The organism is Micromonospora sp. (assembly GCF_048594385.1).
Lineage (GTDB): Bacteria > Actinomycetota > Actinomycetes > Mycobacteriales > Micromonosporaceae > Micromonospora > Micromonospora wenchangensis.
In genome coordinates this window covers 1-17,859 of record NZ_JBMDWU010000276.1, presented here as the reverse complement: position 1 = coordinate 17,859, position 17,859 = coordinate 1, and the positions used below count along the sequence as shown (strand labels likewise).

Below are 17,859 nucleotides of genomic sequence, written 5' to 3'. Positions count from 1 at the left end.
ACGAACCGTGGTGCTCGGCGTACCTCGGGTACGGCAACGGGGTGCACGCCCCCGGTGAGCAGGACGCGGGGGCGGCGTTCCGGGCCGTACACCATCTGCTGCTGGGGCACGGCCTTGCGGCGCGGGCGCTGCGGGCGGCGGGCGCGCGGACGGTCGGGATCACCCTCAACCCGGCGGACGTCGCGCCTGCCGACCCGGGCAGCGCCGCCGACGCCGCCGCGGTACGTCTCGTCGACGGCCTCCAGAACCGGATCTTCCTGGACCCGCTGACCGGCGCCGGCTACCCGGCCGACGTGCTCGAACACGTCGCCCGGATGGTGGAGCCCACGTTCGTCCGGGACGGCGACGAGAAGATCATCGCCGCGCCGCTCGACCTGCTCGGCATCAACTACTACTCGCCGACCTACGTCGCGGGCCGCCCGGACGGGGCGGGCAGCAGCGCCTACCCGGGCACCGAGGGGGCGGTGGAGTTCCTGCCCGCCACCGGGCCGGTGTCCGACATGGGCTGGCAGATCGAGCCGGCCGGGCTGACCCGGCTGCTGGTGCGGATCGCCACCGACTACCCGGGGCTCCCGCTGATGATCACCGAGAACGGTGGCGCGTTCCCCGACGACGGCAGCAGCCCGGCGGCCGACGCGGCGGGCCGGATCCACGACGCCGACCGGATCGCCTACCTGGACGGGCACCTGCGGGCCGCGCACGAGGCCATCTCCCGCGGAGTCGACCTGCGCGGCTATCTCGTATGGTCGTTGCTGGACAACTTCGAGTGGGCCGAGGGCTATCGGAAGCGGTTCGGGATCGTCCACGTCGACTATCTGAACCAGCGGCGCACCCCGAAGTCGAGCGCCCGGTGGTACCAGGAGGTGATCTCCCGGAACGGGCTGTGACGAGGTGGTGGTGGCGGGTATGACGGCGGCACAGCGACCCACCCTGGAGGAGGTCGCCCGGCAGGCCGGCGTGTCCCGGGCGACGGTCTCCCGGGTGGTGAACGGCTCCACCACGGTCGCCGAGCCGATCCAGGAGGCCGTCCGCCGGGCGGTGGCCGAGCTGGGGTACGTGCCGAACCTGGCCGCCCGCAGCCTGGTCACCCAGCGGACCGACTCGGTCGCCCTGGTGCTGCCGGAGGCGGCCACCCGGGTCTTCTCCGACGACCAGGTCTTCCCCGGGCTCATCCGGGGCGCGGCCCAGGAACTGGAGGCCGCCGACAAGCAGCTCGTGCTGATGCTCGCCGGCTCGCCCGCCGGGCACGACCGGGTCGCCCGCTACACCACCGGCCGGCACGTCGACGGGGTGCTCTTCGCCTCGTTGCACGGGGAGGACCCGCTGCCCGGCCGGCTCGCCCGGCTGGGCATCCCGGTGGTGTGCAGCGGCCGCCCGCTGGACGCCGCCGACGTGCCCTACATCGACGTGGACCACATCGGGGGGGTCGCCAGGGCGACCCGCTACCTGATCGACAACGGTCGTCGCCGGATCGCCACCATCGCCGGCCCGCAGGACATGGTCGCCGGCATCGAACGGCTCGCCGGCTACCGCGACACCGTGGTCGCCGCCGGCCTGCCGCAGATGATCGAGTACGGCGACTTCACCCGCGAGTCGGGGACCATCGCGATGCGTCGGCTGCTCGCCGCGTACCCCGATCTGGACGCGGTCTTCGCCGCCTCCGACCTGATGGCGCACGCCGCCCTGCGGACGCTGCACGAGGCGGGGCGGCGGGTGCCGGAGGACGTCGCGGTGATCGGCTTCGACGACATCGAGACGGCCGCCTACACCGAGCCGCCGCTGACCACCGTGCGCCAGCCGATCGTCGAGCTGGGCCGGAAGATGACCCGGCTGCTGCTGGCCCTGGCCGACGGTGCGGAGGTGGAGCGGGCGGTGGTGCTGCCGACCGAGCTGGTGATCCGGCAGTCCGCCTGACCCCTCCGCCCGTTCCCTTCCCCCGCCCCGCTCCCGGCCCGACGCTCCCTTCCCCGCCCCCTGCTCCCCGCCCGACGCTCCCGGCCCGACACCCACGCCTCCGCCGCCCCCACTCGCGCCTTACTCGCCCACTTCCCCGCACTTCCCGCCACCCGGCCACCCCGCCACCCGGCCGCCCGGCCGCCCGGCCGCCCGGCATATTTGAGCATCGCCCGACATGATCACTTTGAGTGACATAGCCGCAGCCCACCCACATCCCATCTCGACGCTTTGCTCTGCTGCCATCCAAGCGACAGGCACCGTGAGTAGTCGTCCACGATAAGCATCAGCAGGGCGTCCGCCCACCCTGCGCCAGGTCAGACACCTGTCGCGCAGAGGGCAGCAGAGCAAAGGAAGGAAGTGAGAAGTGATGGGGGTGGGCGGGCGATTACCTGGAGTAGCCACGGTCACATTCCCTCTCAACCGCTACACAGAGCGACGACGGTAGGGGACGACGTAAAGCCGTAGCAGTCGGCTGCGACGGATGCCTACGCTCGCGGGCATGCCTGCCACCGCTGTATCGCGTCGTCCCTCGCCCGTGCCTCCCGGCGACGAGGAAAAGCGCTCCGCAGTCCGGCCGGGGGCGGGGTGGCGCGGGTGCTGATCCGTACCGCCCGACCAGACGACGCGCCGAGGGTGGTGGCGCTGCGGTCGCTCGTCCATCCGTACCTGGTGCGGGGGATCGCGTCGACCCGGCAGATGATCGCCCAACCACCACCCGAGGAGAACTGGGCGGCCTGGGTCGCCGAGACGGACGGGCAGATCACCGGCTGGGTTTCGGCGTTCCGGAACGCTCAGACCTCCGAGCCGGACTTCGGGGACATCTCCACCCTGCACGTGCATCCGGGGCATCGGGGCCGGGGGGCCGGAACGGCGCTGCTCACCGCCGCTCTGGCGCACCTGAGGTCGCTCCGGGTCCGCCGGGTGCGGACCTGGGCGCTGACCGACTCCCTGCCGTACGCCCGCCGGCACGGGTTCACCCCGAGCCGGGAACTGCGCTACTCGGCGCTCGACCTCCGCCCGGCACCACCGATGCCCGAACCGCCCGCCGGGGTACGTCTGCTCCCGCTCACCGGGCTCGACCCGTACCAGGTCTATCTCCTCGACGACGCCGCCGCTCCGGACGAGCCGGGCGACGTGCCGGTGGACGCGACCAGCTACTCCTACTGGCGGTCGGAGTGCTGGGAGAACCCGGGGCTGGACCGGGACGCCAGCACCGTCGCCGAGGTCGACGGTGCGCTGGTCGCGCTCAGCCTGGTCAAGCGGGACGGCGACCGGATGTGGTCCGACTACACCGCGACCCGGCCGGAGTACCGGGGCCGAGGGCTGGCGCGACTGACCAAGCAGGCCGCGCTGCACCGGGCCGCCGGCAATGGGGTACGGACTGCCTACACCGCCAACGACGAGGCCAACGCCCCGATGCTGGCGATCAACACCCGACTCGGCTACCGCCAGACGGCATCCAGTTGGTCCTGCCTCCGCGAACTCACCTGACGACACATCCGGCCGGATCACCCCACCACCGGGAAGCCCGGCCGCCGGTCAGCCCTCGGCGAGGACGCGGGTGGCGATCGCGTGGGTATCGACGCCGAAGAGCACCAGTCGGGCCTCGGTGACCTGGGCCGGCGTCGCAGGGCGCAGCACGGTCAGCGCCTGGCGTACCGCGTCGTCGATCGGCCAGCCGTAGACGCCGGCGGAGATCAGCGGGAACGCGACGGTGGTCGCACCCAACCCGTCGGCGACGGCGAGACTGTTGGCGTAGCAGTCCCGCAGCAGGGCCGACCGGTCCTCGGTGATGGAGTGGACCGGGCCGACGGTGTGCACCACCCAACGGGCCGGCAGGTCACCGGCGGTGGTGGCGACCGCCTGCCCGGTGGGCAGACCCCGGCCGTACCGGGAGGCGCGCAGCGCCCGGCACTCCGCCAGGATCGCCGGCCCGCCCCGGCGGTGGATCGCCCCGTCGACGCCTCCGCCGCCGAGCAGCGACGAGTTGGCCGCGTTGACGATCACGTCGACCCGCTGGGCGGTGATGTCCCCCTCGACCAGGGTCACCCGCATGTCAGCTCTCCTCGATGTGCTGGCCCAGCGACCGGCGGGCGAGCAGCGCGGCCCCGGCGACGGCGGCCGGCATCACCAGCACCGCACCGAGCGGGATCAGGAAGCACAGGAAGACCGCCACGCCGAAGCCGAGCGAGGTGGCCCGGTCCGCCTTCAGCCGGGCCCGGCGGTCCGGCAGCCGCAGCCCGCGCCGGGAGAACGGCGCACCGACCAACTCCACGGCGAGCAGCCAGCCGCCCACCGCCGCACCGACCACCGGCACCACGGTCTGCCCGACCACCGGGATGAACCCGGCCAGGAACAGCGGGATGCCGAACAGCACCGAGAGCCCGATCAACCGGAGCGAGTCGACGATGCTGCGCCGCAACGACGCCCCGAACGGCACCTCCACCGCGCCGGGGGTACCACCGAGGCGGTCCTCCACCCGCTCGGAGATCTTCTCGTAGAACGGGTCGCCGATGACCAGGGTGACCGCGGTGAAACCGACCACGGTGAGCAGCCCGCCGAGCCCGAGGAAAGCCAACCCGGCGATCACCCGCACCAGGCTGCGCGGGGTGTCCGACCAGTCGTCGGCGAACGGGGTCACCCACGCCGCCAGCTCGTCCACGAAGTAGATCAGCGTGGCGAACGCGGCGACGAAGAGCGCGGCGGACAGCAGCGCCGGCACCACGCCCAGCAGCATCAGCCCCGGGCTGCGGACGTACAGGCCGAGGCCGCGCAGGAGCAGGCCCACGCCGCCGAAGAAGCGACGGGTGGCGCCGGTCACCGGCGCGGCGATCGTACGGGGTCCGTTCACGACCGCAGAGCCTATCGGCCGTACACCATCGCCACCGGACACCCGGTGGCGTCGCGCCCCGGGTCGGGCCGGCAGGATGCAGGGGTGCGGGCGTCCCGGTTGATCTCCCTGGTGTTGCTGTTGCAGGCCCGGGAGACGATGACCGCCGCCGAACTCTCCCGGGAGCTGGAGGTGTCCGAGCGGACCGTCTACCGGGACGTGCTGGCGCTGTCCGCCGCCGGGGTGCCGGTCTACGCCGACCGGGGACGGGCCGGCGGGTACCGGCTGCTCGGCGGCTACCGGACCCGGCTGACCGGGCTGCCCCGCGACGAGGCGGAGGCGCTCTTCCTCGCCGGGCTCCCCGGCCCCGCCGGTGACCTGGGGCTGGCCGACGCGGTGGCGTCCGCCGAGCTGAAGGTGCTCGCCGCGTTGCCGCCGAGCCTGCGCGACGCCCCGGCCCGTACCGGGCAACGGTTCCACCTGGACGTGCCCGGCTGGTTCCGGGAGTCCACCCCGCCCCGCTGGCTGACCGAGCTGGCCCGCGCGGTGTGGCGGGACGGGGTGGTGGTGCTGCGGTACCGGCGCGGCGAACGGGAGGTGACCCGCCGGGTCGAGCCGTACGGGCTGGTGCTCAAGAGCGGCACCTGGTATCTTGTCGGCCGGGTCGGTGACGCGATGCGTACCTACCGGGTGGACCGGGTGGTCGACGTCGTGCCCGACCCGGCGACGTTCGTCCGCGACGACGGTTTCGACCTGGGCGGCTACTGGCGGGAGCAGGCCGAGTCGTTCCTGCGGGGCATGCTCGCCGAGCGGGTCACCGTGCGGGTCAGCCCCGTCGGCCTGCGCCAGCTGCGTGTCCTCGCCGACACCCCCTTCGCGTACGAGGAGGCGCTGGCCGCCGCCGGGGCACCCGACGGGCAGGGGTGGGTGGTGGCCCGGCTGCCCGTCGAGTCCGTCGAGGTGGCGTACGCCCAGTTGCTCGCCTTCGGCCCGGAGGCGGAGGTGCTCGACCCACCGGAGCTGCGGGCCCGCCTGGTCGACGCGGCGGCCCGCTCAGCCGCCCTCTACGGCGTCGCCCCCGTCCCCCCGGATCAGCGGTAGCCGGTGGGGTCGGCGGGCCGGTCCGCCTCGACCACCTCGCTGAGGTAGCGGAAGGCGTCCGGCCGGCTGCCGTCGAGGTCGGTGAAGCCGTACACCCGGGCCAGTTCGCCGGCCGAGACGGACGCCTGGTTCCAGCGGGCCCGCTCGGCGTCGGCGGCCAGGGCGACGACCGCGCGCCCGACGAAGGCCGGCGTCTCCGAGATCACGAAGTGCGGGTCCTTCGCCGCGCCGTCGCGCCAGGTCTCCTCGGTCACCCCGAAGTGCTCCAGCATCGCCTCGGACCGGATCCAGCCGGGGGTGAGCGCCACGGCGGTGCACCCGTGCGGCGCCAGCTCGTGCCCCCAGCTGTACGCGAGCCGGGTCACCGACACCTTCGCCAGGTCGTAGAAGACCGACAGCCGGTAGTGCGTGTCGTTGTACGCCCGGGTGCCGTCGCCGATCTCGACGACCAGCCCGCCGGGGCGGCGGATCAGCAGCGGCAGCGCGAAGTGGCTGGTGACGATGTGGGTGTCCACGGCCAGCCGCAGGGTACGGAACCCGGCCTCCAGCGGCTGCTCCCAGACCGGCTTCTCCCAGGTGATCAGCGGGTCGGCCCCCCACACGTCGTTGACCAGCACGTCGAGCCGGCCCTGTTCGGCGTCGATCCGGGCCACCAGGTCGCGTACCTGCTCGGGCACCAGGTGGTCGACCCGGACCGCGATGCCGGTGCCCCCGGCGGCGGTGACCAGCTCGGCGGTCTCTTCGATGGTCTCGGGACGGTCCAGCTCGGAGCGGCCGGCCCGGCTGGTGCGGCCGGTGGCGTAGACCGTCGCTCCGGCCGCGCCGAGCTGGACCGCGATCTGCCGGCCCGCGCCCCGGGTCGCGCCGGCCACCAGCGCGACCGTTCCCTCCCACGGTGTCGTCGTCCTACCGTCGAGGGTGGCAGTGATACCTGACAACCGAAGTCCGGTTTCGCGTGACGGTTCGATCCGGCATGCTCCCGGCATGCACCTGCTGCTCTCCGGGATCGTCGGCTCGGTCGCCTACGGGCTGGCCGGCCCCGGCTCGGACGTCGACCGGATCGGCGTCTTCGCCGCCCCGACGGTCGCCTTCCACGGCCTGCGGCCGCCCCGGGAGTCGGTGGTCACCACCGACCCGGACGTCACCCTGCACGAGGCCGGCAAGTACGCCCGGCTGGCGTTGAGCGGCAACCCGACGGCCACCGAGCTGATCTGGCTCCCCGACGACTGCTACGAGACCCGCACCGAACTCGGTGACCGCCTGATCGCCATCCGGTCGGCGTTCCTCAGCGCGCCGCGCGTCCGCGACGCCTACCTCGGGTACGCGAGTCAGCAGTTCCGCAAGCTGACCACCCGCGACGCGACGGTGGGCGGTCGACGCCGCTGCGCCAAGCACGCCCGGCACCTGGCCCGGCTGCTGCACCAGGGGCGCACCCTCTACGCCACCGGCGTGCTGGAGATCCGGCTGGCGGACCCGCAGTGGTTCCGGGCGTTCGGTGAGCGGGTCGCGGGCGGCGCGCTCACCGAGGCGGAAGCCCTGGTCGCCGAGGCGGAGCGGGACTTCGACCGGCTCCGCACCCCGCTGCCCGACCGGCCCGACGAGGCCACCGTGGAACGCTGGCTGCGTGCCGTGCGCGCCGCCCACCTGCCGACGGCGGACGCGGACGCTAGTCGTTGAGGAAGGTGGAGATCCGGTCCCGCAGGTCGGCGCGGTCGGTCCAGGCGAAGCCGGGGCGGTCGTAGACGTGTAGGGTCGCCTGCGGCAACGCCTCGGCCAGCTCGGCGGCGATGTGGGTCGGGTGCAGGTCGTCGCCGACGCAGCCGATCACCAGGGCCGGGGCGGTCACCCCGGCCAGGGCGGCGAGGTCGGCCAGCGGGGACTGCTCCGGCAGGTCCGCCAGGCCGGCGGCGAGCCCGTCCCGGAGCAACTGGTCGAGGCGTTGGCGCAGGTAGGCCCAACCGGCCGGGGTGTTGCGGACCGACGGCGGCAACTCCAGGGCGACCGCGTCCGCCACGGCCGAGGCGTCGCCGCCGGACACCGCCGCCAGCAGGTCGGCGAGCCGCTGCTGGGCGATCGGGCCACGCGGCCGGTCGAGGACGGCGGGGAGCAGGAAGACCAGCTTCTCGAACCGGTCCGGGCTCTCGGCGAGCAGCCGGCACAGCGCGCCCGCGCCGAGGCTCGCCCCGAACGCCCGGGTGGCGCCGCTGAGATCCGCCATCGCCCGCAGGTCGCGGGCCAGGTCGAGGTAGCTCCACGGGCCGGGCGGCGCGTCGGAGCGGCCGTGCCCCCGGAACTGGAAGAAGACCCGGCGACCGGCCACCGCGCTGCCGAACGGTCGGGTGGTGGCGATGCCGTTGCCGAACCCGTGCGCGAACACGGTGACCGGGTCACCGATGCCGGTGACCAGCCGTTCCAGGTGCACGTCGTGCGGGGTGGCGACCAGCTCGGTCTCCGGCTCCGGCAGGGCGGGTCGCCCGGTACGCGGCGCCCCGGGCCCCGGGCCCCAGGTGCGGGGCCCGCCGTCCGGTGGTGGCGGCCAGCGGAAACCTCTCACCAGAACCCTTTGCCGTCGTGCAGGTCACGCAGCCCCACCCGGACGTCGAGCAGGTAGATCAGACCGGCCGCGATGCCGATCAGCCCGAAGATGCTCAGCGCGCCGAAACCGAGCAGGGTGAGCAGCATGCAGACGGCCAGGATGGCGATCCATCCGCCCTTGGGGAGGGTCCCGATCGCCGGGAAGGCGTCCGAACGCTGGGTGAACGCGTGCACCAGCGAGATGCCCTGCACCGCCAGTGCGAACACGAGCAGGACCAGGTCGATCACGTAGACGAGGTGGAACACGAAGATCGGCGCGGCGATGGCCATGTCGGCCAGCATATGCCGACGGCCCCGGAAACGTCCGTCAGGACGCCCCCGGGGCCGGTGTCGGCAACGGTCACTCGGCGGTCGGGCGGGTCCGCTTCGTGGTCTTCGGCTTCGCCGGCGTACCGGTCGCGCTCGACCCGGTCGCCGCCGGCTTGGTGGCCTTGGCGGCCTTGCTGACCCGGGTCCGGGTGGCCTTGGCGGCGGCCGGCTTCGCCTCGACGACCTCGGCCACGTCCGCCGGGGTCGGCGTGTGGTCGGCGGCGGCCCCGCCCGAAGGGCTGGTGGTCGCGGTGTCCGAAGGGCTGGTGGTCACGGTGTCCGCCGGGCCGGTCGTGGTGTCCGCCGTGGTCCCGGTGCGCACGGTGGCGTCGGTCGCCTCGATGTCGGCGTTGACGGTGTCGGCGGCCTCCAGCACCCCGGCACCGACCACCCGCTCGCCCCGGGCGATCAACGCACCGTACGCGGCCAGCGCACGCTCCTGGGCGGCCTGCGCCCCGGCGACCACGACGGCCGCGTTGCGGGTGGCGGCACCGCGCAGCCGGTCCAGGTCCAGCTCGGCCCGCAGCTTGTCCAGGTCCAGCTCGGCGCGGAGCTTGTCCAGGTTCAGTTCGGTCGGGGCGACCCGCTCACGCAGGCCGGTGGCGGTCAGGTTGGCGGTACGGAAGGTCTCGGTGGCCTTCTGCCGCAGCTCGACCCCGGTGACGACGGCCCGGCCGCCCAGCTCGGCGACGACCTTGGTGCCGTCGGCGACGACCCGGTTGCCCAGCTCGGTCGCCACGGTGGGCAGCTTGCGCAGCTGCTGGTAGGCCAGCTCTCCGGCGCCGGCGGCGGCGTAGAGCGGGGCAGGGATGCGGTTGGTCTTCGGCTGGGTCATGACAACTCCTCCTCGGCCGCTCCGGCGGCCCTGCTGGTGCTGGTCGTGGATGCGGCATCCGCCCGGTCGGCGCGGGTGCCGGTGGTGGGCGCGGTGTCCGGGGAGTGCGGTGCCGTCCCGGCGCTGCCCGCTCCGGTCGGGGCGGGGGCGGTGCCCGCCTCGGTGCGGGCGACCGATTCCAGGACGGCCTCGGTCGGGGTGCCCTCCGGGGTGACCGGGCCGGTGGCCGCCGGGGTGATCCCGGCTGCCGCCCCGGTCGGCACGGCCGGCGCGGACGGGCCGCCCGTCGGGGCCGGCGTGCCCGGCCGGGCCGCCGCGGCGGCGGTCCGGTCGGTGACGACCGGCTGATCCGTGACGGTCGCCCCGTCGGTGACGAGCGGCTGATCCGTGACGGCAGCCTCGTCGGTGACGGCGGTCTCGTCGGTGACGGCGGTCTCGGTCCGGCCCGCAGCGGACGGATCCGGTGCGGTGGCGGTGGCCGGTCCGGCGGGTGCACCGGTGGGCCCGGCCGGGGCCACCGGCTCGTCCTCGGCGGACGGGTTGGCGGCGGCTTCGGCCTCGGCCAGGCGGGTGTTCTCCCGGCGGAAGGTCTCGTAGATCTGGCTGAGGGACTGCTTCTGGGCCATCGTGAGGTCGGGGTCGACCGCGATGGCGGCGAGCACCCCCTGACCCTCCTTGTCGTCGAGCAGCCCGGCCCGCAGGTACATCGCCGGGGTGGAGACCCGCAGCGCGCTGGCGAGCTGCTGGAGCACCTCGGCGCTGGGCTTGCGCAGGCCCCGCTCGATCTGGCTGAGGTAGGGGTTGCTCACCCCCGCCTGCTCGGCGAGTTGGCGGAGTGAGATCTTGGCGTTCCGCCGCAGGTCACGGATGAATCCGCCGACGTCGGGTAGATCCTTGGGTGCGGCCATGCCCCAACCGTAGTCCGCACCGCTAGCTCCAGCAAGCAAAACGCTTGCCAGAGTTAGCGAGGTAACAAAACCGCGTTGCGACGCCTGATGCCCGGTCCGTACCTTGCACGGCGTGACCACGAATATCGCCGTCAACGGCACCACCCTGGGGTACGACGAGACGGGCGACGGCAGCCCGGTGCTCCTGCTGCACGCGGGGATCGCCGACCGGCGGATGTGGCACGGCGTCCGGGACGCCCTCGCCGACCGGCACCGGGTGATCTGCCTGGACCTGCGCGGCTACGGGGAGTCGGCGCTGCCGCCGGAGTCCTTCGCCCACCACGACGACGTCCGGGCGGTGCTGGACGCGCTCGGCATCGCACAGGCCGCCCTGGTCGGCTGCTCGTTCGGCGGGGCGGTGGCGATCGACACCGCGCTGGCGTACCCGCAGCGGGTGTCGGCGCTGGCACTGTTCGGCACCGCCGTTTCCGGGCACGAGTGGTCGGAGCAGACCGAGGAGTTGTGGAACACCCTCGTCGGTGAGGTCGACGAGGAGGATCTCGCGGCGAGCGCGGCCGGTGAGGTGCGGTTCTGGGTGGTCGGGCCGTACCGGCGGCCCGAGGATCTGGACCCGGCGCTCATCGCCTTCGCCGAGGAGTCCGACCGGCGGGCCCTCGCCGCCGAGCAGGCGCTGAGCGCGGTGGACGTCGTCGAACTCGACCCGCCCGCCATCGACCGGCTCGGCGAGCTGAGCATGCCGGTGCTGGTCACCGCCGGTGCCGTCGACATTCCGGACATCATCCGGCTGGCTGACCGGATCGCCGCCGAGGCTCCGGACGCCCGCCGCCTCCCTGACGTCCCCGACGCCGCCCATCTGGTCCCGCTGGAACGCCCGGCCCCGGTGGCCGACGCTCTGCGCGCCTTCCTCTCCTGAGGGCGGGGACGAGGGGGCGGGTCACCAGACGGGACGGACCGCGCCGACGGGGAGACCACCACCCAGCAGGGGCAGTTCGGCGTACTCGGTCAGGACGGGGGCCTGCACGCCGAGCCGGCGCAGCCCGGAGACCAGCACCGGCATCCGGGCCCGGGTGGCCCCGTCGTCGATCTTGAGGGCGACCGCCCCGACGCCGGGCAGCGCGGCGGCGATCACGCCCTCCGCGCCGATCTTCGCCAGCATCCCCGGTACGCCCCGCATCAGCCGGGTGTCGTCCGCCCCGGTACCGCCGACCAGTTCCGGGTACGCCCGCATCGCGTCCGCGACGGTGCGCTCCGGGGAGCCCGGCTCGGCGGTCACCAACCGTAGGAACGCCCGCGCCAGCCCGGTCAGCGAGACCGCCAGCACCGGCGCACCGCAGCCGTCCACCCCGACCGCCGCCGCCCGCTCACCGGTGAACTCCTCGATGGTGGCGGTCAGCCGCCGCTGCAACGGGTGCTCCGGCCGCCAGTACCCGTCCAGCGGCCAGTCGGCGGCCAGGCAGGTCAGCAGCATCCCGGCGTGCTTGCCGGAGCAGTTCATCGCCAGCCGGCTCGGGCCACCTCCCTCCCGGAGCACGGCCTCCCGGGCGGCCTCGCCGAACGGCAGGTCGGGCGGGCAGTGCAGGGCGTCCGGGGCGAGGCCGGCGGAGCGCAGCAGCGCCGCCACCCGGGCCAGGTGGAACTCCTCACCGGCGTGGCTCGCCGAGACGAGCGCGACGTCGGCCGGGTCGGTCGCCGCCAGCCCGGCCCGGAGCATGCCGAGCGTCTGCAACGGCTTGCTGGCCGACCGGGGGAAGATCGGCGAGGTGCCGTCCCCGGCACCGGCAACCGGTGCGCCGGCGGCGTCGAGCACCACCACCGAGCCCCGGTGCACGCCCTCCACGAACCCCGACCGGACCACCTCGGCGAGCGGCCCGCCACCCTCGTACGTCTTGGTCACCCTGGGAAGGTACCGACGCGGGCCGACGCGCCCGGCACCCGGGTGACCTGCGACGCCAGCCACGAGGGTACGGAGCGCCGGGCCGGGCGCGGCTTACCGACGCCAGACCGCCCCACGGCGGGCCGACGCGCGGGCCGACGGGCTACCGGCCGAGCAGCCGACGGGCCTCGGTGGTGGTCAGCGGCGGGCGCTGGGCGAGCTGCGCGAAGCCGACCGCGCGGGCGACGAGCTGCATGTTGGACTCCACCGGGCGGCCCTTGGCGTACGTCACGGTGTCCTCCATGCCGACCCGGAGGTGACCGCCGGTGGACAGCGAGGCCAGCATCACCGGGATGGTGCTGCGGCCGATGCCGGTGGCCGAGAAGGTGGTGCCCGCCGGCAGGTCACGCAGCATCTGCTGGGCGGCGACCAGGGTGGCCGTGGTGCCCGGCATCCCGCCCGGCACCCCCATCACGAAGTCGACGTGCACGTGCCCGCCGTGCGGCAGGCCGTACCGGTCGAGCAGGCGGGACAGGGCGGCGAGGTGACCGAGGTCGAAGATCTCGTACTCGGGGAGGATGCCGCGTTCCTGCATCCGGGTGTGCAGGTCGACGATGAACTCCCACCGGTTGAGGAAGACGTCGTCGCCGAAGTTGACAGTGCCCATGGTGCAGGAGGCCATGTCCGGGGCGGCGTCCAGCACGGCCAGCCGGTCGGCCTCCGGGTCGGTCACCGCGCCACCGGAGGAGAGCTGCACGATCAGGTCGGTTCCCTCGCGCAGCGCCGCCACCGTCTCCCGCAGCCGCCCCTGGTCGAGGGTGGGACGCGCCTCGTCGTCCCGGATGTGGACGTGGATCACGGAAGCGCCGAGCGCCTCGCACTCCTTGGCGGTGAGCAGCAACTCGTCGAGGGTCACCGGCAGCGCCGGCACCTCCGCCTTGGCCGACTCCGCGCCGGTCGGGGCAACCGTGATCAACGTCCCTGTCGTCATGCCGGCGATGGTAACCGCCCAGGCCGCCCCAGGTCGATGCCGCAGCCGGGTCGGGACAGGAAGAACCGCACACTCTCAGGGAGTTACGCGAAGGAATTCCCGTCCCTGCGGCAGTAGGTGGGCATCCTTGCCGTCGGGTCGGCTACTCCGGGTCGACGGCGGCGGCGGTGTCGCCCACCGCCAGCCGGGCGTCGTCGGCGAGGTTGCGCTTGACCACCGCCAGCGCGACCTGACCCAGCTCGAAGTGGTGCACGGCGGTGCCGACGAAGCCGACCGTCCGGCCGTCCAGGGTGACCGGGGTGCCCGCCGCCGGAAGCTGGTCGGTGGTCACCCCGTCCAGGTGCAGCAGGACGAGCCGACGCGGCGGCCGACCCAGGTTGTGCACCCGGGCGACCGTCTCCTGACCCCGGTAGCAGCCCTTGTCCAGGTGCACCGCCGGGGCGATCAGACCCACCTCGGCGGGGATGGTCCGGTGGTCGGTGTCCACCCCGACCCGGGGCTGTCGGGCGGCCACCCGCACCGCCTCGTACGCCCACAGCCCGGCCGCCGGCACCCCGGCGGCACGCAGCTCGGCGACGACCCCGTCCAGGGCCGGCCGGGGCACCAGCAGGTCAACCCCGAGCGGGACCCGTCGGGCCCACCCGCCGCCGGTCAGCGGCTGCACGTCGTAGCGGACGGTGGGGCGGGGGGGCAGCTCGCCGGAGCGGAACTTCGGGCCCGGCACCGCGAGCACCTCGGGTGCGGCCAGCCCGGTCACGCCCAACGTGGCGACGGCGTCGGTGGCCTGCGGCCCGACCAGCGACAACAGCGCGTGGTCGGCGGTGGCGTCGCGCGGCTCGACCTGGCTGAAGAACCGCATCTTCTCCAGGTACGTCAGCAGGCCGGCGGTCATTCCCGGTTCGGTGTCCAGCCAGGTGGTCGTGCCGTCCTCGGTGACCATGGCGTGCTGCTCGACGTGCCCGTGCGGGCTGAGCACCAGCAGTTCGGTGCCCTGCCCCGGGCCGAGCGCGGCGAGGTGCTGGCTGGTCAGGGTGTGCAGCCAACCGATCCGCTCCGGGCCGGAGACGGCGACGACCCCCCGGTGCGAGCGGTCCACCAGACCGACCCCGGTGGCCAGGGTGCGCTGCTCGCGCAGCGGGTCGCCGTAGTGCGCGGCGACGCCCCGCACCCCGGCCGCCCGGTGCTCGGCGTCCGGCTGGTCCCGGCTGGCCTCGTCGATCGCCTCGACGGCGACCGCTCCCCCGATGTCGATCATGTCGGTTCCCCGTCCTCGCAGTTGTGGCAGACGCCGAAGAGCGCCACGTGCCCGATGTCCACCCGGAAGCCACGCCCGGTGGCGAGCTGGTCGGCCAGCGGACGCATCAGCTCCGGGTCGATCTCGTCGACCGCGCCGCACTCGCGGCAGACCAGGTGGATGTGCTGGTGCTCACCCGCCGCGTGGTAGGTCGGCGAACCGTGCGACAGGTGGGTGTGGGTCACCAGGCCGAGCCGTTCCAGCAGCTCCAGCGTCCGGTAGATGGTGGTGATGTTGACCCCGGCGGCCACCTCACGGACCGCGGTGTGCACCTGCTCAGGTGTGGCGTGACCCAGGTCGAGCACGGCTTGGAGGACCAGTTGCCGCTGCGCCGTCAGCCGCAACCCGCGGGAGCGGAGCATTTCCGCCAGCGAGGATTCGGACACCGTCCGATCATAGTTCGGCCGCCGGCCCGCGCCCGGCCACGTCGTGCCGCCGCTAGGCTCGGCGGTCGTGGTGGCATCGAGGATCGCCGTACTCGGCCGGGGCGTCGTCCCCGCGACGAGGCCGGTGCTGCGCGGGGACGACCTGGGTGCGCTGCGCGGCGACGGACTGTTCGAGACCATGCACCTGCGCGGCGGGCGCCCCTGGCTGCTGACCGCCCACCTGGCCCGGCTGCGCGTCGGAGCCGCCGCCCTGGAACTCCCGCTGCCGCCCGACGCGGCACTGGTGGAGCTGCTGGACACCCTCGTCGACGGCTGGCCCGACGGGGTCGAGGGCGCGTTGCGACTGGTCTGCAGCCGGGGGCCGGAGGGTGGCGGGCTGCCCACCGTCTACGCCACCCTGGCCGAGGTGCCGGCCGCCGCGAAGCGGCTGCGCCACGCCGGGGTCACCGTCGCGACCCTGCCCCTCGGGGTGCCGGCCACGGCCCGCCCCGAACTGTCCTGGCTGCCGACGGGCATCAAGTCCATCTCGTACGCCACCAACAGCGCCGCGCGCCGCTGGGCCGCCCGGACCGGCGTGGACGACGTGCTCTGGGTCTCGACCGACGGCTACGTGCTGGAGGCTCCGGGCGCGAACGTCGTCTGGCTGGACGGCGACACCCTGTGCACGGTCCCGGCCGACCGCACCGGCATCCTGCCCGGCACCACCTGCGGCTGGCTGCTCGACCACGTGACCGGGTTGGGCCTGACGCCCGCCGAGCGGATGGTCACCCCGGCCGGGCTGCACGCCGCCGCCGGAATCTGGCTGACCTCGTCGGTACGCGGCCTGGTCGAGGTCAGGACCCTCGACGGCGAGCCCCGCCCGGCCTCCCCGCACACCCCCCGCTTCCGGGGGCTGCTGGGCTTCGCGTGATCGACACGACGGGGCCGATGTTGCGGTATCTCCGCTCGCGGACGCCGCAACATCGGCTCGCCTGAGTCGATCAACGTCAGCCGGCCACCCGGATCAGCCGGGCGGACAGGTGCGGGGAGAGGCTGTGGCCCATGCCCGCCATCTCCTGGGCGTAGAGCAGCGCCCCCTCCACGATGCCGAAGAGCCGGGCGCCCGCCGTCACCTCCTTGGCGGTGGCCGTACGCACCACCGCGTCGGTGGCGAACTCGATCTGCGTACCGGTGCGCCGGCCGATGTGCAGCTCCATGATCCCGGTCGGCGAGGTCATCAACGCCTCCAGCTCGTCGGTGGCCCGCTCGCCGTCCAGCACCGGACGCCACCAGCCCACCTCACGCCCGGCCGGCCGGACCGGACGACTCTCCTCGTCGAGCAGCCAGGCCCGGGACTCGTAGAACAGGAACGGCCGGCCGTCGTGGCTGATCCGGATCTCCTGGGCGTAGTCGAAGTCCTCGATGGTGGGGAAACCACCCCGCCCCCGCCCCCGCCACACCCCGACGTACGGCAGCAGCCCGTCCAGCGCCGGATGCAGCTTCGGACCGACCCGCAGGTCGTGGCTCTCCTGGTACGGGTACTCCTCGACCGGCGGCGCGTTCAACCACGGCGGCTGAAGGGGGTTCTCGTCGCTCACCACTTACCTCTCGACAGGCGTACGGCCAGGTAGACCAGGCCACCGGCGAGCGCGCCCAGGCCGGCGACCAGCAGGCTGACGAACCCGATCTCGGTAACCATCATGGTCATCCTATGCTGGGCCCCATGGGCCGCACTCTCGTCGTCAAGGCCACCGCCGGAGCGGACGCCCCGGAGCGGTGCGCGCAGGCGTTCACGGTGGCCGCCACGGCCGCCGCCGCCGGGGTGACCGTGTCGCTCTGGCTGACCGGTGAGTCCACCTGGTTCGCCGTGCCCGGTCGGGCCGGGCAGTTCACCCTGCCGCACTCGGCGCCGCTGACCGACCTGCTGGACGTCATCCTCGCCACCGGCCAGGTCACCGCCTGCACGCAGTGCGCCGCCCGCCGGGACATCGGCCCGGACGACGTGCTGCCCGGCGTCCGGATCGCCGGCGCGGCGGTCTTCGTCGAGGAGGCGATGGCCGAGGGCGCGCAGGCGCTGGTCTACTGACCCGGCCGCACCGGCCCCCACCGGGCGGTGCCGATGTTGCACCTGTATGTACGCATTTTGCCTACCATGCGTAGGTGAGTCGGGCGACGGACGAGTTCTTCGCGGCACTGCCGGCGCGTGCCCCTGCGGTGCTGCGTGCCCCGGTCACCGGAACGCTCCAGATCGACCTGGTCGACGACGACCACACCGACCACTGGCTGGTGCGGATCAGCCCCGGCCGGGCGGTGGTGGAACGGGGCAGCGGCCCGGCGGACGCCGTCTGGAGCAGTAGCGCCGACCTCTTCGAACGGCTGGTCACCGGGTGCGCCCAGGGCGTCGCGGCGGTGCTGCGCAACGAGTCGACGTTCAGCGGCAACGTGATGCTGTTCCTGGTGTTCCGGCAGTTCTTCCCCACCCCGCCCGGGGTGCGCGACCCCCGGGAGACCGCCCGTGAGCAGACCGGGCGGGCGTGATGCAGCAGCGGGTCAGCATCCTCGACGGCAACACCTTCCTGGTCTGCGACGGGCGCGGCGACGTCGAACCGTCGTTCGACTTCCCGACCGGGCTGTTCTCGTTCGACACCCGGTTCCTGTCCACCTGGCTGCTCACCCTCGACGGCGAGCGGCTGCACGCCCTCTCGGTCGACGACGCGCACTCCTACCAGACCCGGTTCTTCCTCGTCCCTGGCGAACCGACGCACTACCTCGACGCCAAGGTGTCGATGATCCGTACCCGGT

General features: G+C 73.8%; 22 protein-coding genes and 1 pseudogene. 10 read left to right on the top strand and 13 right to left on the bottom strand.

Features of this window, described 5'->3' with window-relative positions; all coding sequences use genetic code 11:
- The 3 genes from ACOJTC_RS15000 to ACOJTC_RS14990 all read left to right on the top strand — a co-directional run.
- A partial coding sequence (locus tag ACOJTC_RS15000) for a glycoside hydrolase family 1 protein (RefSeq protein WP_420117331.1) occupies positions 1-887 on the top strand: 887 nt, incomplete at its 5' end.
- A 19-nt stretch (positions 888-906) separates the two neighbouring features.
- A complete protein-coding gene (locus ACOJTC_RS14995; protein ID WP_420117330.1) occupies positions 907-1,914 on the top strand; it encodes a LacI family DNA-binding transcriptional regulator in 1,008 nt (335 codons plus the stop codon).
- 636 nt (positions 1,915-2,550) lie between these two features.
- Positions 2,551-3,447, top strand: a complete 897-nt coding sequence (locus tag ACOJTC_RS14990; protein ID WP_204924752.1) for a GNAT family N-acetyltransferase — start codon at positions 2,551-2,553, stop codon at positions 3,445-3,447.
- Positions 3,448-3,495: 48 nt separating this feature from the next.
- On the opposite strand, the gene ACOJTC_RS14985 is transcribed toward ACOJTC_RS14990, so the two are convergent.
- Both ACOJTC_RS14985 and ACOJTC_RS14980 read right to left on the bottom strand, forming a co-directional pair.
- A complete protein-coding gene (locus ACOJTC_RS14985; RefSeq protein ID WP_420117329.1) occupies positions 3,496-4,011 on the bottom strand; it encodes an O-acetyl-ADP-ribose deacetylase in 516 nt (171 codons plus the stop codon).
- A 1-nt stretch (position 4,012) separates the two neighbouring features.
- Positions 4,013-4,807, bottom strand: coding sequence for an EI24 domain-containing protein (locus ACOJTC_RS14980; protein ID WP_204924750.1), 795 nt, complete (start codon positions 4,805-4,807; stop codon positions 4,013-4,015).
- Between the two features lie 84 nt (positions 4,808-4,891).
- On the opposite strand from ACOJTC_RS14980, the gene ACOJTC_RS14975 reads away from it, so the two are divergent.
- A complete protein-coding gene (locus ACOJTC_RS14975) occupies positions 4,892-5,887 on the top strand; it encodes a helix-turn-helix transcriptional regulator (protein WP_420117328.1) in 996 nt (331 codons plus the stop codon).
- On the opposite strand, the gene ACOJTC_RS14970 is transcribed toward ACOJTC_RS14975, so the two are convergent.
- Entirely contained in the window at positions 5,878-6,816 is a 939-nt protein-coding gene (locus ACOJTC_RS14970; RefSeq protein WP_420117332.1) for an SDR family oxidoreductase, read from the bottom strand. The genes ACOJTC_RS14975 and ACOJTC_RS14970 overlap by 10 nt on opposite strands.
- A gap of 55 nt (positions 6,817-6,871) precedes the next feature.
- Here ACOJTC_RS14970 and ACOJTC_RS14965 point away from each other — a divergent pair, with 55 nt between their 5' ends.
- A complete protein-coding gene (locus tag ACOJTC_RS14965; RefSeq protein ID WP_357926123.1) occupies positions 6,872-7,564 on the top strand; it encodes a DNA polymerase beta superfamily protein in 693 nt (230 codons plus the stop codon).
- Here the strand turns inward: ACOJTC_RS14965 and ACOJTC_RS14960 are convergent.
- From ACOJTC_RS14960 to ACOJTC_RS14945, 4 genes and pseudogenes are all read right to left on the bottom strand, one after another.
- Entirely contained in the window at positions 7,554-8,441 is an 888-nt protein-coding gene (locus ACOJTC_RS14960; protein ID WP_420117327.1) for an alpha/beta fold hydrolase, read from the bottom strand. The genes ACOJTC_RS14965 and ACOJTC_RS14960 overlap by 11 nt on opposite strands.
- Positions 8,438-8,752, bottom strand: a complete 315-nt coding sequence (locus ACOJTC_RS14955) for a DUF2516 family protein (RefSeq protein ID WP_088643267.1) — start codon at positions 8,750-8,752, stop codon at positions 8,438-8,440. The genes ACOJTC_RS14960 and ACOJTC_RS14955 overlap by 4 nt, the downstream gene beginning before the upstream one ends.
- 70 nt (positions 8,753-8,822) lie before the next feature.
- On the bottom strand, positions 8,823-9,626 hold the full coding sequence (locus tag ACOJTC_RS14950) for a hypothetical protein (protein ID WP_420117326.1): 804 nt from the start codon (positions 9,624-9,626) through the stop codon (positions 8,823-8,825).
- A 182-nt stretch (positions 9,627-9,808) separates the two neighbouring features.
- Positions 9,809-10,534 (bottom strand): annotated as a pseudogene (locus ACOJTC_RS14945) (helix-turn-helix domain-containing protein); the annotation flags it as partial.
- 112 nt (positions 10,535-10,646) lie between these two features.
- Between ACOJTC_RS14945 and ACOJTC_RS14940 the strand changes: the two are divergent.
- Positions 10,647-11,447, top strand: coding sequence for an alpha/beta fold hydrolase (locus ACOJTC_RS14940; RefSeq protein ID WP_420117325.1), 801 nt, complete (start codon positions 10,647-10,649; stop codon positions 11,445-11,447).
- A gap of 21 nt (positions 11,448-11,468) precedes the next feature.
- Here ACOJTC_RS14940 and ACOJTC_RS14935 read toward each other — a convergent pair whose 3' ends face one another.
- From ACOJTC_RS14935 to ACOJTC_RS14920, 4 genes are all read right to left on the bottom strand, one after another.
- On the bottom strand, positions 11,469-12,428 hold the full coding sequence (locus ACOJTC_RS14935) for an asparaginase (protein ID WP_420117324.1): 960 nt from the start codon (positions 12,426-12,428) through the stop codon (positions 11,469-11,471).
- Between the two features lie 142 nt (positions 12,429-12,570).
- Positions 12,571-13,398, bottom strand: a complete 828-nt coding sequence (locus ACOJTC_RS14930) for a 3-keto-5-aminohexanoate cleavage protein (RefSeq protein ID WP_377682048.1) — start codon at positions 13,396-13,398, stop codon at positions 12,571-12,573.
- Positions 13,399-13,540: 142 nt separating this feature from the next.
- Positions 13,541-14,653, bottom strand: a complete 1,113-nt coding sequence (locus ACOJTC_RS14925; RefSeq protein ID WP_420117323.1) for a YgfZ/GcvT domain-containing protein — start codon at positions 14,651-14,653, stop codon at positions 13,541-13,543.
- Positions 14,650-15,054, bottom strand: a complete 405-nt coding sequence (locus ACOJTC_RS14920) for a Fur family transcriptional regulator (RefSeq protein WP_204925011.1) — start codon at positions 15,052-15,054, stop codon at positions 14,650-14,652. Before ACOJTC_RS14920 ends, ACOJTC_RS14925 begins: the two co-directional genes overlap by 4 nt.
- 91 nt (positions 15,055-15,145) lie before the next feature.
- Between ACOJTC_RS14920 and ACOJTC_RS14915 the strand changes: the two genes are divergently transcribed.
- On the top strand, positions 15,146-15,988 hold the full coding sequence (locus ACOJTC_RS14915) for an aminotransferase class IV (RefSeq protein ID WP_420117322.1): 843 nt from the start codon (positions 15,146-15,148) through the stop codon (positions 15,986-15,988).
- 76 nt (positions 15,989-16,064) lie between these two features.
- Here ACOJTC_RS14915 and ACOJTC_RS14910 read toward each other — a convergent pair whose 3' ends face one another.
- Both ACOJTC_RS14910 and mtfM read right to left on the bottom strand, forming a co-directional pair.
- Positions 16,065-16,655: an FABP family protein gene (locus ACOJTC_RS14910; protein ID WP_420117321.1), complete on the bottom strand. Its 591-nt coding sequence runs from the start codon at positions 16,653-16,655 to the stop codon at positions 16,065-16,067.
- Positions 16,652-16,756, bottom strand: coding sequence for a small membrane protein MtfM (gene mtfM / locus ACOJTC_RS14905; RefSeq protein WP_067315095.1), 105 nt, complete (start codon positions 16,754-16,756; stop codon positions 16,652-16,654). The genes ACOJTC_RS14910 and mtfM overlap by 4 nt, the downstream gene beginning before the upstream one ends.
- A 12-nt stretch (positions 16,757-16,768) precedes the next feature.
- On the opposite strand from mtfM, the gene ACOJTC_RS14900 reads away from it, so the two are divergent.
- From ACOJTC_RS14900 to ACOJTC_RS14890, 3 genes are all read left to right on the top strand, one after another.
- The gene (locus ACOJTC_RS14900) at positions 16,769-17,143 is read left to right on the top strand and encodes a DsrE family protein (protein ID WP_145921867.1); all 375 of its coding nucleotides are present in this window, start codon (positions 16,769-16,771) and stop codon (positions 17,141-17,143) included.
- A 74-nt stretch (positions 17,144-17,217) separates the two neighbouring features.
- Positions 17,218-17,595 (top strand): SCP2 sterol-binding domain-containing protein, encoded by a 378-nt coding sequence (locus ACOJTC_RS14895; protein ID WP_420117320.1) that lies wholly within the window; start codon positions 17,218-17,220, stop codon positions 17,593-17,595.
- The coding region (locus ACOJTC_RS14890; protein ID WP_420117319.1) for a glycogen debranching N-terminal domain-containing protein at positions 17,595-17,859 on the top strand (265 nt) is incomplete at its 3' end. The genes ACOJTC_RS14895 and ACOJTC_RS14890, both read left to right, overlap by 1 nt.